This window comes from Flavisolibacter nicotianae (assembly GCF_003628535.1).
GTDB classification, from domain to species: Bacteria; Bacteroidota; Bacteroidia; order Chitinophagales; family Chitinophagaceae; genus Flavisolibacter; species Flavisolibacter nicotianae.
The window spans coordinates 366,912-382,782 of the sequence record NZ_RBCI01000001.1; the positions used below are offsets into that span (position 1 = coordinate 366,912).

Sequence of the window (15,871 nt, forward strand, 5' to 3'; positions counted from 1 at the left end):
GTGGCTGCTGTTTTGCTTTTCATCCGGCACAGGACCGTCTCACTCCCCACTTGTTTTTGCCGTTTCACCGAAGGGTCTGCACATCCCGCATAATTCCCTGCAACCCCACTGTTTAGGCGTTTTGAAATCTGCACTTTTCCGTTAATCTTTGCGCACCGCTGCAGAAGCGGCTTCTGTCAACCAATATCCACATGGTCAACCACTTCGCTCACAGGTCCGCCGGACTGTTTCGTACCTGCCCGCCCGGCGCAACTTCTCTTCTCCTGATCTCTGTTTGCTTTCCAGTGATGCAACATGGTAACGGGTTATTTCAATTGCCCAAGGCAACCACCGCCGCGGCCTTTTTTGCCAGCCCACAGGATGATACCCGCCAGATTTTGCCCAACGGTGTAAACTCCAAAGAAAAAATCCAGCCCTGCTGAAAAATGAACCCACAAATGATGAGAACCCCGGTACCCGCGATTGTTGCCAGCGTCAAAAACCTTTGCAGGGCGCTCCTCCTGGTTTGCTTTTTTGCCACCCAACTGGCGGCGCAAACCGATTCCCTTTCCAACCCTGATAAAGCCTTTGCCCTCGCAAAGCAAATGGCCTTTGCCGGCAACCGGCAGCAGGGCCGCGACCTGGCACTTCGCCTCCTGGAACGATACCCGCTTTACCTGGAGATCAAAACCTTCGTAGGACGCACCTACGCCTGGGAGGGCAATTACAGCGAAGCCCGGAAGACCTTCGCCGATGTAGCAGCCACCGATGCAAAGACACTGGATAACTATCTTGCCTGGATCGATACGGAGCGCTGGGCTGGTGATCCTGCCCGGGCATTGGCGGTTGCTGAAAAAGGACTCACTTTTTTTACCAACGACCCGGAACTGCTCTATCGCAAAGCCAAACTGCTTTCGGTTACCGGCAGGATGCTGGATGCCAAACTGCTGGTGCAAAAACTGCTGCGCCTTTCTCCAAAACACGGCGCAGCCTATATACTGCTGCAGGAATTGCGCGGTCAACTGCTCGAAAACGATCTTTCGGCCGGCTTTTCCCATGAAGCCTATGCCCGCTATTTTTCTGCGGCCCGATATGCCTTTGTGCAGGGCAGCCGGGTAATGTCCTGGGGCTCTGCTGTGGCAAGAGTGAATTACGCCAACCGTTCAGGCCATAACGCTTTTCAGCCGGAGATTGACCTCTACCCCAAAATCTACCGCGGGATATATGCCTACCTGAATGCCGGTTTGTCCGACGGCTCGCTGTTTTCAAAACAGCGTTACGGCGCCGAAGTTTTCGCCGGTTTGCCGCACGGCTTCGAAGCGTCGGCCGGGCTGCGCTACCTGGATTTTGGTTCGCAACGCAAGGTGACCATTTATACCGGCTCGCTCGGTTATTACACGGGTAACTACTGGCTGTCGTTTCGGCCGTACCTGACTCCCGACAGCAGCCGTACCAGCGTGTCGGCCGCACTCACCATCCGCCGGTATTTCAAGAACCCCGAACACTATTTTTCCATCCGGATCGGTGCCGGGTTTTCGCCGGAACTGATCAACCTGCAAGCTTCGGCCAAGCAGTTTTACAACCTGCAATCGCAGTCGGTGAACATCGGCTACCAGCAGCCGCTTTCCAGGCGGTGGACGGTGAACGGTAACGTCACCGTTGGCCGGCAAGAAACGACATTCGCTCCGGGTGACTACAGCAACACCCTCGTTACCGCGCTGTCGGTGAAATACCGGTACCGGTAAGCTGACGAACGCCAAAAGGACTACAAAGAACAAGCAGCAAATTGCCTGGCTGACAAGCATAGAACGCCATTGGAAGCTTCCGGAACGAAGAAGCGCAAACGTTTTTGTTTGTGGAAAAAATCTTCTTCCACATCTCTTCAACATGAAGCCGCTGCTGGTCGTCTTTTTTGTTTACTTCTTTCTTATCCTATACTCGTATCTTTTTCCGGCAAACAGGAAATACCGAAAAGTCATTTCAAAACCAGCCACGTATATAGAAGGTAATGCTTTAGGTCAGCGCCTGAAACAAAAAGCTGCGTTGAGTCGGCAGTTTGCTTTGCAAAATGGCCTTTCCTCCCACTATGTTTTCTTAATTGACATGCGGTTGCCGAGCGGCAAAAAGCGATTTTTTGTTTATGACTTTACAAAAGATTCGTTGATCATAACTGGCCTTGTAGCGCACGGGAGTTGCAACACCTCATATATGGCCGAACCGGCTTTTTCCAATGCACTGAATTCAGGTTGCAGTTCGTTAGGGCGGTTCAAAATTGGCGGTGCCTACCAGGGCCGTTTTGGAAAAGCGTTTAAGCTCTACGGACTTGACAGCAGCAACGCCAATTGTTACGAACGTGCCATTGTATTACACGCTTACAAACACGTTCCCGATGTTGAAGTGTATCCCCGGCCGATCTGTAATAGTCTTGGCTGCCCGATGATTTCCTATCACTTTTTGGAAACCCTTTCGCAGTTATTGAAAAAAGAAAGAAAACCGGTTCTTCTCTGGATTTATACATGAAGTTTTTTGCATGCGGCCGAAAGCAAAACAAGATTATCCCGCTGCCTGCACTTCGCTTTCCTTCCAGCTTTTTTTGTGCAACACGTAATAGGCAATGGCTGCACTGGCCAGCATGAACACGGCCCCAATCAGAAACGGAGCGCCGGGAAAATAAACGGGGGCGTTTTTGGCGGTGAAATGGGCAAAGATATTGGTCATGATCAACGGCCCAATGATGGTGGTCAAACTCATCACGCCAGTCAGGGATCCTTGCAGTTCGCCCTGCTGGTTGGCCGGCACGTGACTGGCCATCACCGACTGAAGGGCAGGACCGCAGATCCCGCCGAGGCAATAAGGAACCAGGAAGGCAAACATCATCCAGCTTTGTGTCGCAAACGCAAACAGGAACATGCCGATCGAATAAAGGAACAAGCCGAGATAGATGCTTTTTTCATTGCCCAGTTTTGGATTCACCACCCGGGTCAGCCCGGCCTGCACCGCCCCTACCAGCAGCCCAACCGCCGCCAGTGAAATGCCGATCATGCTGGTGTTCCAGTGAAATTTTTCAATGGTAAAAAAACTCCAGTTGCTTTGTACGGCATGCGAGCCGATATAAACGAGGAACAGGGCAAACACTAGTCCCGTGATGGCCGGGTATTCCCGCAACTTGTAGATGCTGACGCCGGGGATCGTTCGCACCCATTCGAATTTTCGGCGGTTTTCCGGCTTCAGCGATTCGGGCAGGATCAAAAGCCCGTACAAAAAATTCAGCAGGCACAAACCGGCCGCCACAAGAAAGGGTACCCGGGTACCAAAGCCGCCGAGCAGGCCACCGATGGCCGGGCCAATGATAAAGCCAAGACCGAAAGCAGCACCAATCATTCCGAAATTCTTTGCCCGGTTTTCCGGCGTACTCACATCAGCAATATAGGCTGCCGCCGTTGTAAAGGAAGCACCGGTGATACCCGCTACAATACGGCCCACGAACAACCAGCCGATGGTTGGCGCGAAGGCCAGGAAAAGATAGTCCACCGCAAAACCCAAAAGAGCGGCCAGCAGCACCGGCCGGCGTCCATAGCGGTCACTCAGGTTTCCCACCAGCGGAGAAAAGAAAAACTGGGTGATGGCAAAGGCAAAAAGCAACCATCCGCCAATGCGTGATGCATGACTTAAATCGACATGTCCCAATTCCTCGATCAGTTTGGGCATGACCGGTATAATGATTCCGAATCCCACGACATCGATCAGCAGGGTAACGAAAATAAAGCCGATGGCGGCGTTGCGGTTACTGGCCATAAAAAGAAAATAGTGCACAAAAATGGCGGTTTTGCCGCGGTCGTCCAAGCCTGCGGGTGGAAATCGTTTTTGCAGACAGAAAGGAAGGTCTCCCATTCCGATCTTTTCCTATTTTAGAGCGAGAAATCCAAACCATGAAGCACCACCGGCTACTGCTGTTCGCGTTTTTTTTGTTCGCAACGCACGCCTTTTCCCAAGCCATTTTCCTGCGCACCGGCACCCTTCGCCCGGGGCCGAACCTGACGCAAAAATCACTGGATTCGTTTTCCAAAAAAACCAGCCGCTTTACGGGTAAAGCTTTTGCTGTCCTGCAGTTCACCCATCTGCCAACAGCCGAAGAAAGAAAAACACTGGCAGCGGAAGGAATCACCCTGCTGGATTATTTGCCCGATAATGCATACACTGTTTCGGTAATGCAGTCGCCGTCGCTTGCGGGGCTGCAGCGTGCCGGCGCCAGGGCCCTCGTGCCGCTATCGCCGCAGCAGAAGATGCAGGACTATTTTGCCCGGGGGCAAATCCCTTCCTGGGCCGTGCAGGTGCAAGGCACGGTCGATGTCTGGCTTTCATTTTACCCGACACTGGATGCAAGCCAGGTGGTGCAGCAACTCAGGGCGCAGAATGCGGAGATCCTGTCGACGGCGCACCTTGAATCGCGGATCATCGCCCTGCGTATCGCATCCTCCCGCCTGTCCGACATTGCTGCACTGCCCTTTGTGGAATACCTGCAGCCGGCGCCTCCCAAAGACCAGCCGCTCAATTCCAACAGCCGCATGGCCTCTACCGCCAATGTCCTGAATGCCCCGGCAGCCAGCGGCGGTCGCGGATTGAACGGTGAAGGGGTCACCGTGGGCCACGGCGACAATGCCGACCTGCAGGCGCACGCCGATTTTTTTGGCCGCCTGATCAACCGCAACGCGTCACCTTTTAATGCGCATGGCGTTCACACCGCGGGCATCGTTGCCGGCGCCGGCAACATCGCGGAACTTTATCGTGGCTATGCACCGAAAGCCACGCTTGTGAGCCAGCTATACAGCGGTATCCTGGACCATGCGACAGACTATGTCCGCGACCACCATATGGTCATCACCAACAATTCTTACGGCAACGTCATCGAATGCGAATACAACGGCACCTACGACCTGACGGCCCGCCTTCTCGATCAGCAGGCACTGGACCTGCCCAATTTGCTGCAAGTGTTTGCAGCGGGCAACAGCGGCCTGAATACCTGCCTGCCCTACCCCACCAGCTACCGCACGGTTTTGGGTGGTTACCAGTCGGCCAAGAATGTAATCACTGTCGGCGCAACCAACGATTCGGGACTGGTTGCCGATTTCTCCAGCCGTGGCCCGGTGCGGGACGGAAGGCTGAAACCCGAGATCGTTGCAATGGGAAAGCAGGTCATCTCGAGTTGGCCAACTAACGCCTACGCGTACAACAACGGCACCAGCATGGCGGCACCGGCCTTAAGCGGCGGTTTGGCACTGCTCTACCAGCGCTTCCGGCAATTGAACAACGGGGCCGATCCAAAGAATGGATTGATGAAAGCCATTCTTTGCAACGGTGCGCTGGACAGGGGCATGGCGGGCCCTGATTTTTTTTACGGTTTTGGCTCGATGAATTTGCTGCGCAGTGCGGAAATGATAGAAGGCCGAAACTATTTTACCGGCACCAGCACCAATGCCACAACAACCACGCATACTATCACGGTCCCGGCGGCCACAGCAGAACTGAAAGTGTTGCTCTACTGGAACGATCTGCCGGCTTCCCTTCTCAGTACCAAAAGTTTGGTCAACGACCTGGATCTCGAAGTAGTGGACCCTTCCGGCAACGTGGTGTTGCCAACGGTCTTGGATACAACGATCACTGCCCTGGGGAATGAACCCGTGAACGGTGCCGATCATGTGAACAACATGGAACAGGTCGTAATCCGCAATCCCCTGGCAGGCACTTACACCCTCCGGGTAAAAGGCACGACGGTAACCAACGTCGCCCAGGAATATTTTTTGGCCTATGACGCGGTGCCTACAGGGCTGCGTATCACCGCACCGGCCGGCGACATGGCACTGGTCCCGGGTGAAACCACCAGGATCGCCTGGGAAAGCCACGGCCTTTCCGGCAATGTTACCCTGGCATTTTCTCCGGACGGCGGCAATTCCTGGATGACCATCGCCGACAACCTGGCTGTGTCGCGGCTGTTGTATACCTGGTTGGTGCCTTCGCTCGCAACCGACAAGGCCCTGATCCGGCTGACCCAAAACAGCAGCGGTGAAACGTCGACCAGCAACCCATTCACCATTCTTGGGAAACCGGCGCTCTCTCTGGCAGCAACGCAGTGCGAAGGATATCTTGCCATCAACTGGCCCGCTGTACCCGGTGCCACCGACTACGAAGTGATGTGGCTGCGTGGGGATGAAATGAAACCGGTCGGCGTAACAACAACTCCGACCTACCTCTTTAGCGGCCTGGCAAAAGACAGCCTTTATTTTGTCACCGTACGGGCCCGGATCAACGGAAAGGCGGGCAGAAGGGCGGACGCCGTTTCGCGAACGCCAAACAACGGGACCTGTGCCGGTTCCCTCTCCGACAATGATGTCAAAATGGATGCGCTGGTTTCTCCCCGAACGGGAAGAAAGGAAACCTCAACCGCCCTAGGTGCGGCCGAGCCAATCCGCATTCGCATCAAAAACCTTGACGATGCCGCCGTTTCCAATCTGGTGGTTGCTTATACCATCAACGGCGGTGCACCGGTTATTGAAACGGTTCCAACGCCAGTGGCGGCCGGCAGCTCGTATGTGCATACCTTTTCCACCCCGTCCGATCTTTCGGCTCCTGGACTTTACGATATCAAAATCTATGTAAAAAATAATGGGGATGCCGTTGCCGCGAATGACACCCTCACCGCCTTCGTACAGCAAATCCCGAATGCGGCCCTTGATTTGTCAACGACACTGTTTATTGACAGCCTCGAATCCGTGCCGGCAGCCGTCTACGAGCAGGACACCACAGGCATTGCCACAGACGGTCATTACGATTTTAGCCACAGCACGCCGTACGGCCGCCTGCGCACTTTCGTTGACCCGGAATTTGCCGCATCAGGTAAAAAGGCCTTTGTGCTTGATGCCAGTCGCCTGGTAACGGGAGGCAACTCCAATTACCTCTACGGCACGTTTAACCTGGGCCACTACTCTGCAGCACAAAACGATATCCGTCTGGACTTCCGTATCCGGCAGCATGGCCAGTTGAACAACCGTGCCAACCGGGTATGGATCCGCGGCAACGATACCCAGCCCTGGATTGAAGTATACAACCTTGATTCGGCCAATGAAACCGAGGGAACCTTTCAACGGACCAGGAGCATTGAAGTCTCGAACGCTCTTTCGGCGAACGGCCAGGATTTTGGCACAAGCTTCCAGGTGCGGTGGGGACAATGGGGCCAGTGGCCAACGACCGACAACGAACTGGCTGCCGGTTATACCCTGGATGACATTCGCCTTTACCAGGTGCGTAATGATGTGCAACTGGTGAGCATCGATTCGCCGGCGGTCAACAATTGCAGCCTGACCGCATCCGGACGAATCACGGTTTCGGTGCGCAACAGTTCGCCCATGCCCGTCACCAATGTGCCGGTTCGCTACAGCATCAACGGGGCCGGCCTTGTCAGTGAAATCATTCCCTTCATCGGGCCAAACGCGACACAGCAGTATACATTCAGCAAACCTGCAGGCTTCACCTCGTTTGGCATCTACAATGTCCAGACGTTTGTGGATATGCCCGGCGATACCTACCGGAACAATGACACGGCAACCCTCGCTTTGTACAACGAACCGCTCATTACAACATTTCCCTACCTGGAAAACTTCGAATCCGGCACAGGGCAGTTTTATCCCGGTGGCCGGAGGAGCAGTTGGGAGTACGGTACGCCAAACAGCCAGAAGATCAAAGGCGCCGCCTCGGGAGCCAATGCCTGGAAAACATCCTTGCAGGGAACGTACAACGACCGGGAGCTGTCCTATCTCTATTCTCCCTGTTTCGATATTTCGGGCTTGCCCAATCCAACGCTTAGCTTCAGCGTGGCGCTGGACATCGAAGACTGCGGCTCCTCCACCTGCGATGCTGCATGGGTGGAATATTCGGCCGATGGCAAGACCTGGCTAAAGCTTGGCGTGGCAGGCACGGGCACCAACTGGTTCGACAAGGGAGCGCCGCGAAACATCTGGACCACCGAAAACGCTACCTGGTGGCATGTGGCGACACAGCCCTTGCCCACCGGCCTTTCCAGGCTTCGCCTGCGCTTTGTGCTATCGGCCGACCCGGGAGTGGCGAGGGAAGGCTTTGCCGTCGACGACATTCACATTTACGACAACAGCAAAGGGATTTACGATGGTCCTTCGCTTTTGGCGCCGGTTACGCAAAACCTCTCTGGCAACCACTGGATCGACTTTACCTCCAACGGCCAGCTTGTTGCCTCCGTTCGCCCCGAAGGCCAGTCGCTGGGTACCACGATTCTTCAACCCTACCTGTACACCGGGCCGGTTCGTTTTGCCAACAGCCAGTATTATCACAACCGCAGCTTTACAGTGAAGCCCGCAATAGAGCCTACCGATTCTGTAAGTGTGCGGCTTTATTTTCTGGATGCAGAAACGGATTCGCTTCGCAATGCAACGGGCTGCCCCGGTTGCGCCAGGCCCGAGAGTGCCTATGCACTGGGCATCACACAGTACACCGACCCCGACAAGGCAAAAGAAAACGGCAGCCTGTTCGACAACCAGCAGGGCTTTTGGAATTTTCTCCCTTCAGCGCAGGTGGCAAAGGTGCCGTTCGACAAAGGCTACTATGCCGAATTCAAAGTGGCCGCTTTCTCGGAATTCTGGCTGAACGGTGGCGGCCCGGACTTCTCCTCTCCCTTGCCGGTGAAGCTGATGAACCTTAGCGCCGTAAGACAGGGGAACAATGTGGTGATCAGTTGGAGGGTTGGCAGCGAAACCGACGTGCTTCGCTACGAAATAGAAGTGGCAAGGGGAGACGATGCCCTGAAGGCGGGCAGCTTTACATCGCTTGGCGACGTGGGAAGCCTCGGCAACACGGTCTCCACCCGCGGTTACAGCTTTACCGATGCCGAAACCGACAAGTTCGGTCCGCGCTACTACCGGCTGAAAATTGTCAACGCAGATGGCTCGTATCGCTATTCACCGGTCAAGGCAGTTGTATTCACCGACGCCGTTTTATGGCAGGCTTATCCCAATCCCGGCAACGGCGCTTTTGCGCTGGTGTTTAAACTGGCCACCGGCGCTGTGCTGCAGGCAAGGCTCTATGATGCAAAGGGAAGTTTGATGAAAGAATACCGCAGTGCGGCAACCGGCTTTCTACAAAAGCTGAGCATTGATATTTCGGCAAATAATTATGCCAGTGGTATGTACCTCTTGCGTCTTCGTACGGAGGAAGGGGAGCAGGTGTTCAAATTATACAAGCAATAGCGAAAAGCCACAAGCTGCAGGCCCCAAGTACTAAAATAACCCAATACTTGCAGCCTGCAGCTTGTGGCCTGTAACCCAAACAGACGTTACCAGCCTTTTTTGGCCAGGCCCGCGTTGATGGCGGCCAGGGCTTTTTCTTCGTTGCACAAGGTGGTCAGTTTGTTTCCTTTCCCATCGTGCCCCTGCACCATGTAAGCGCCCTTGGCTGTTTTGGTGATCACTGCATCCTGGATCGGAACATTTTTTTCTTTTGTTTTCACGTTATAGGCGGTAAGATTAACGTCTGCCATGTTGATTGATTTTAAGGTTAGAGTTGAAAGCCGTTCCCTCTTTGCAGGCAAAACGAGGGCCAAGGTGCCAATCAGAACTTTGTATGCATGGGTTGCCGGTGAGACGGCAAAGGTGAAACATGAAAACTCCTGAAGGCAGAGAGCCTTCGCTGCCTCACCTCACAGGCTTGACGTCTGCCGGCCTTTTGCACAGATCATTTTCAGACTAGCCAATAACGGTCCGCTGTTGGCGGCCCCTGCCGTTTCAACCGGCCAAAACCTGTTCGATTTTTTGCAGCTCGCTTTCGCCAAAATTGTAATTGCGCAGGCTCTGCACCGAATCCAACACCTGTTCGGGCTTGCTGGCGCCAACAATCACCGAGGTGATGCGCTTGTCTTTCAGGATCCAGGCCAGCGACATTTGCGCAAGCGTTTGTTCCCTTAACCCCGCCACTTCGTTCAGCGACTGCACTTTGCCAATCAGTTCCGGCGTGATGCCGCTTGCCTCCAGGGCTCCGTTACCCCGGTGGCTGGCTGCACGGGAATCATCGGGGATGCCTTGCAGGTATTTGTTGGTCAACAGGCCCTGCTCAAGCGAAGAGAACGTGATGCAGCCCACACCATTTTCTTCCAGCACGTCCAGCAGGCCGTCTTCCACCCAGCGGTCGAGAAGCGAATACCGTGGCTGGTGAATCAGCAGCGGGGTTCCCAGTTCTTTCAGCACCGCAACGGCTTTCGCAGTTTGTGCGGCAGTGTAACTGGAAATCCCTACATACAAAGCCTTTCCCTGGCGCACCATCTGGTCCAATGCAACCATGGTTTCTTCGATTGGTGTTTCCGGGTCCGGACGATGGTGGTAGAAGATATCAACATAATCAAGCCCCATGCGCTTCAGGCTTTGATCCAGGCTCGCCATCAAATATTTTTTCGAGCCGAAATCGCCATAGGGGCCCGGCCACATCGGCCAGCCGGCTTTGGAGGAAATGATCAACTCATCGCGGTAGGGCAGAAAGTCCTGTTTCAGGATCCGGCCAAACGTTTCTTCGGCTGCACCGGGTGGCGGGCCATAGTTATTGGCGAGATCAAAATGGGTGATGCCGCAGTCGAATGCGGTGTGCAGGATACTCCTGCATTTTTCGTAATCATCCTGTTTGCCGAAGTTGTGCCATAAGCCAAGGGAAATTGCGGGAAGCTTTAAACCGCTGTTGCCGCAACGCCTGTATTCCATGTACGCGTAGCGGCCGGGAGAAGCCTGGTAAGCCATTGTGGGAATTTAAGATGTTCGTGATTGTTTGCTACTAAAATAAGGAAAATCAGACCACCTCACCCCGGCCCTCTCCTCAAGGAGAGGAACTTCTACGCACTGGGGCCGCTTGAGCAGGATGATTTACTATTTCGAGGAATTCCATCCCTTGAAGGGATGGCATCTCTTTTTGCCCGGCTGCGTTCCGAACGCTGAACGGAGTCCTTCCTTCGTCAGGATAAACTGTGCAACGGAAGCTTCATGGCTATTCTGGTGACAAAAAATATATCGCTCCTACGGAGCTTTGATTTCTTTTCTCTTCTTGTTTCTATTAACAGGATGCCCCTCCGGGGCAAAGAAAAAGCCTTTGGCGAAGACGCCAAACGGCAGCAAAAAGCCTCCATCTTAAAGTATGATGAAGGCTTTGAAGTATCCTGCAAAAGCAAGGGTCTGTGCGGTTGTCAGCCCCTCCATGGAGGGGGGGAGGCCAGGGGCTACCGGATCAGCGTGACCGTTCCTTTCTGGAACAAAACCTTGCCGGTGAAGTCCTGCCCTTTGACGATCCATACGTAGGATTCGGTGCCCTGGGGCTTGCCGCTGATTTTTCCGTCCCAGCCTTTGCCATTCACCGAGGTTTCAAATACCAGTTGGCCCCAGCGGTTGTAAATGCGGAAATAGTCGATCCGCGAAAGTCCCACGGCTAACGGACGTATAACGTCGTTCTTTCCATCACCGTTGGGCGTAAAGGCCGACGGCACAAAGACAACCGGGTTGGACTTATAGATCTTCACCAGCACGGTAGCAACATCCGAACAACCAATGGCATCTTCCACGGTTACAAAATAACGTATGCTGTCGGCGCTTCCATCATAAATGGCTACCGGGTTGGCCGTGCGGCTGTTGTTCAATCCTGTAGGAGGCGACCAGCTATAGCTTTCACCTCCCGAAGCGTTGAGTTGCAGGGGTTGTCCCACAACAACAGCCGTGTCTTTCCCCGCATCGGCAAAAACTTCCGGGTTAACAACGACTATCACCGTATCGCGGCCCGGCTTTGGACAACCTTTATTGTCGAAAGATGTCAGCACATAAGCGGTCGTTGCCTTGGGTCGGGCGACTGGTGTCAGGGTATTGGCACCCAGCAGGGTTGATGTCGGCGACCAGAAAAAGGTGGTGCCGTTATGACTGCCGGCCAGTTGCGCCGGTGTGTTGTAACAGATGGCGGTGTCGAGACCTGCATTGGCCACCGGGTAGGGAGCCAAGGTCACTTTCACGTCATCGGTTGCCACGCATTTTCCAATGGTGGAACGAATGGTGTACGTGGTCGTTTGGTCGGGCTGTGCCAACGGACGCAATACTGTGGGATCGTCCAGCAGCGATGTTGCCGGGCTCCATACATAACGCAACCCGTTTGTGACAGCCGAAAGCCGGAGCATATCGCCACTGCAAATGGTGGTATCGGGCATGGCCTGCAGGCTTACCGAGCTTACGACCCGCACCCGCACCGTATCCTGGTTGATACAACCCTGGTCGTTCAGTTGCACCACATAATTCGTTGTGGCCGTTGGAAAAACAGTTGGGTCGGCGGTGTTTGCGTTGATGATACGCGTAGCCGGTGTCCAACTGAAATCGCCGCTTCCAATAGCATGCAGTTGCAGGCTGTCGATGTTGCAAATGAGGGTATCCTTGAAAGCCACGCTCAGCGGCGGCTTGGTCAGGATGCCGACGGACTTGGTAACGGTGTCGAGACAACCCTTGCTGGAGGTGACGATCAGGCGCACATTGTAGGCCGCTTCCTGGGGAAACGTATAGGTTGGGTTGCGCTGCCGGGAAGTGTCGTCTGTGGCGGCGGTATTGCCAAAGTCCCACTGCCAGCTATTCACAAACCCGTAAAGCGTAGTGGTGGTATCGGTAAACCGCGTGGGTTTGCCGGCACAGATTCCGCCAAAGACAAAGCCCGAAAAAAAGCCCGGGTATACCCGCAAAAGAGAGGTTGCACTATCGCCGCATTGCTCGCCGCGGTTGATCACCAGCTTGATGGTGTAAACGCCGGTATCGGCAAAGGTATGTTTGGGATTGGCCGTGTTATAAACCGCACCGTCGCTAAACTCCCAGTAATAGGTATGGATCAGCGGGTTGAACGGAACGTCGTTGGCAAAGCTGTAAGTAAAGCTCCGGCATCCTGCGGCTTCGGGCTTGATCTTGATCCCGTTGATGTCGAAGATCGCCGGCACGGCCCTGGCCACGTTACAATCACCGATTTTGATCTGGAGGTCTTTGCGCTGGGTTGCAATCTTTTGCCCGTTGCGGTATTCGTCCACGCAAACCGTTACGACGTAAATCCCTGCCCCCGGTGCAATCCCGCACATCATCCCGGTATTTGGATCTATAGTTACGCCGGAACCCAAAGGCTGTGCGGCACTGAACGGGCTTTGATAGGGGACAGCCGTATAGACACCATCCCGCGGAGCCGAGGGTGGATCTGGAACAGAGCGTCCCTGCGAACCACCGATATAAGCCGGACAAAATGCATAGCGCAACTCATCCCCGTCGACATCCGTTGCACCAAAGTTGTAGCAGAAATAGTTGTTGGCACAAACGATCACCGTGTCAATTCCCAGGAACCTGGCGCTGTTGTTAACCGGCGCGGTCGCCAGCACCCGGGTGCCGGGAATTTGCGCTGTATAAGTGGCGCCGTCCTGGTTTGAATTACCCGAAATGTTGTTGATCCCCGTGATACGGCAGCAACGCTGGTAAGTGATCAGGTAACCATCGAGTGAGCCGGGTAGTGTGACTTCAAACGTGTAATACCCGACCTGGTAACACACGGTTGGCGGGTTGGAGATGCAGGGATTAGGCGTACCAAGACTTTGTAAGTCAATGCGGGTTTGCTGCACGGTCAGTTTTTGATAAGGCGTGCTGCTGTTGTTATTGTTTTCGAAAACACCGATGATCACCGAAGGATCAAGTTCGGCGCTGCCCGGCGGCGCATTGCAGTCGCGGTACAGTTTCAGTGTGACTTCGTAGGTGTAATCATTTCCCGCTTGCGACTTGAGCGTATAGAACATTTCGCCACCGGTGATGTGGTTGGCAAAGGCCATCACATGCAAAAAGAGCAGGTTGACAAAAAGCAGACGTTTTTTCATCAGGTTCAGGCAGTCTTTTGAGTGGCGTTTACAAACTGTGACAAGATTTGATTCGTTTGGTTTAACTCCTCGATCATTCCCATATGACCGGCATGCTCAAGGATATGAATATACGTTTTTTGCGGCAGGTAACACTGCTTCAACCCGTCCTGCAGCGGTACCGCCGGATCATGGCGGCCCATCACAAAAAGCACGGGAACCCGGCTTTCTTTCAGAACGGCAGTCCTGTCGGGACGCCGGATCATGGCTTCGTAATATAGAACGAGAGAGTCGCCCGAAAAGTTGCATGTATCCCGCACCTGTTTTTCGATCCATTCGGGATGTGTCTTCCGGGTTTCCTCCGCATAAAGGTTCGGTGTCGACATCTTCAAAAATTCAGCGGCACCGTGTTGGCGGATGAAGCGGATGCCTTTGCGGCGGGTCTCCTTTTTTTCGTCGCTGTCGGCAAACGCCGTGGAGTGAAAAAGCCCGAAGCCCCGCAGCCATTCCGGGTATTTTTCGGCAAAGGCCAGGGTAATGTAACCGCCCATGCTGTGACCAATCAGCGCCACTTGCGTGGTATCGCCAGCCGTTGAATCAAGAAGTGCTTTTACCGCATCGGCCAGTCCTTCCATGCTCATGTCTTCAATGGTTTCGCTACGGCCACTGCCCGGCAAATCGGGCACCAGCAATTGATAGCCCGGGAAAAGCACAAACTGGTCCTCCCAAATCGTGCCGTCTTCGCCAAAGCCATGCAGCAACATCACCACCGGCCCGCTGCCCGCGGTCCGGTAAACGATCGTTTTTCCCCTGTAATCAAATTCCTTGCTTTGCATGATTTTGTGTTGAAAGAATCCAGCTTCTTAAAGCTATTAAGAAAACAAGTGGCAACAAAGCGCTGTTCAGGTGTTGCGGCAAAAAAGCCCAGCAAAGAAGTAAAAGCACCGTCAACACAAACGTGCCACGAAAGTATTTCTTTACCCACACCGCTTTTTTGTGCAGGAAAAAAGCAGCGACCAAATGCGTCGGCAGGGCCCACACCAGGTTGTAGTTGTTGGCACACAACGCATGGTCTGTGCCGAACCACATAAACAGGAGCAGCACGCCAACGGCGCCCAGGAGGAAGAAGAACACAAAATCAAACACACCCACCGTTTTTTGTGCCCACCTTTTCTTGGTCAACGACAACCCGCCAACAATAACCAATAACAGCGAAAAGAAGACGAAGGGGGTAATGAGATAACTTCCGGTCGCCAGGCTGGGCATGGTGAGCAAAGGCTTTTTTCCCCCGACAAGCAGCCTGCCGTCCGCAGCCGCGCTGTCCATCCCCCGCAGCAAATTATCGGGCAAAAACATGGTTTCTTCGTTCGTTGCCGCCCGGTCCAGTTTGGCGCCGAGCAAAAGATCGATTCCCAGTTTGCTCCAGTCCTGGTGTCCCTTGTCCAGGTAAACATAAATCAGGTCGCGGAAAGAAGGCTTTTTTACAGGGAACAGCGTTGGATAGCGAACCGTTCCCCCGCTGTTCTGCGCAATGATTTTCCCGGCCCGGGTGGTGCAGTTATCGAATAAAAAATCGTAGCGGTAAAACCGGTTTTGCGGCAGCGCATTGGTGCGGAGGGCCGCATACAATTGCTCTTTTTGCAGGCAGTTGAGCGAAAGTTCCTGCTCCACGATGGAACGGCTTTCGGCCTGGTAATTAAAATAAAAATCGCGGAAGTCCTCGACCGACAAGGCATACAGCAGGCGGCCCTTGACAAACTTGTAATAAAAATCCGGGGAAAACTCAAACGTGCCGTAATTGTACACGTCATCAACACCGGCGGAAGGGTCTGTAACCCGGATGGCGGTATGGCCAAACGTGGAGTACAGTTCGGCGCCGGGTGAGCAAGTCAGCAGGGAAATTCGCAATGCACAACTGTCCTGGGAGAATGCAGCGCCAACAAACGAAATAGACAAAAGGGTAGCCAGTACGATCTTCTTCAAGCAAAG

Annotated in this window: 9 protein-coding genes; 3 read left to right on the forward strand and 6 right to left on the reverse strand. The window is 54.0% G+C overall.

From position 1 onward, the window contains the following. Positions 1–437: 437 nt before the first annotated feature. Together D6024_RS01570 and D6024_RS01575 are read left to right on the forward strand one after the other, a co-directional pair. Positions 438–1,724 carry a YaiO family outer membrane beta-barrel protein gene (locus tag D6024_RS01570; protein ID WP_162944464.1) on the forward strand — a complete coding sequence of 429 codons (1,287 nt, stop codon included), beginning with the start codon at positions 438–440 and terminating at the stop codon, positions 1,722–1,724. Between the two features lie 142 nt (positions 1,725–1,866). Beyond that, complete coding sequence (locus D6024_RS01575) at positions 1,867–2,499, forward strand: murein L,D-transpeptidase catalytic domain-containing protein (protein WP_121352452.1); 633 nt, start codon at positions 1,867–1,869, stop codon at positions 2,497–2,499. Between the two features lie 33 nt (positions 2,500–2,532). Here D6024_RS01575 and D6024_RS01580 read toward each other — a convergent pair whose 3' ends face one another. Then, positions 2,533–3,870, reverse strand: coding sequence for a TCR/Tet family MFS transporter (locus D6024_RS01580; RefSeq protein WP_240409906.1), 1,338 nt, complete (start codon positions 3,868–3,870; stop codon positions 2,533–2,535). 38 nt (positions 3,871–3,908) lie between these two features. Between D6024_RS01580 and D6024_RS01585 the strand changes: the two genes are divergently transcribed. Continuing rightward, a complete protein-coding gene (locus D6024_RS01585; protein WP_121352453.1) occupies positions 3,909–9,248 on the forward strand; it encodes a S8 family serine peptidase in 5,340 nt (1,779 codons plus the stop codon). A gap of 86 nt (positions 9,249–9,334) precedes the next feature. Here D6024_RS01585 and D6024_RS01590 read toward each other — a convergent pair whose 3' ends face one another. From D6024_RS01590 to D6024_RS01610, 5 genes are all read right to left on the reverse strand, one after another. After that, entirely contained in the window at positions 9,335–9,538 is a 204-nt protein-coding gene (locus D6024_RS01590; RefSeq protein ID WP_121352454.1) for a hypothetical protein, read from the reverse strand. Between the two features lie 244 nt (positions 9,539–9,782). Next, positions 9,783–10,781, reverse strand: coding sequence for an L-glyceraldehyde 3-phosphate reductase (gene mgrA / locus D6024_RS01595; protein WP_121352455.1), 999 nt, complete (start codon positions 10,779–10,781; stop codon positions 9,783–9,785). A 473-nt stretch (positions 10,782–11,254) separates the two neighbouring features. Next, complete coding sequence (locus D6024_RS01600; protein WP_121352456.1) at positions 11,255–13,903, reverse strand: PKD domain-containing protein; 2,649 nt, start codon at positions 13,901–13,903, stop codon at positions 11,255–11,257. Between the two features lie 5 nt (positions 13,904–13,908). Next, a complete protein-coding gene (locus D6024_RS01605) occupies positions 13,909–14,718 on the reverse strand; it encodes an alpha/beta fold hydrolase (RefSeq protein WP_121352457.1) in 810 nt (269 codons plus the stop codon). After that, a complete protein-coding gene (locus D6024_RS01610; protein ID WP_162944466.1) occupies positions 14,699–15,865 on the reverse strand; it encodes an Lnb N-terminal periplasmic domain-containing protein in 1,167 nt (388 codons plus the stop codon). The genes D6024_RS01605 and D6024_RS01610 overlap by 20 nt, the downstream gene beginning before the upstream one ends. Positions 15,866–15,871 lie beyond the last annotated feature (6 nt).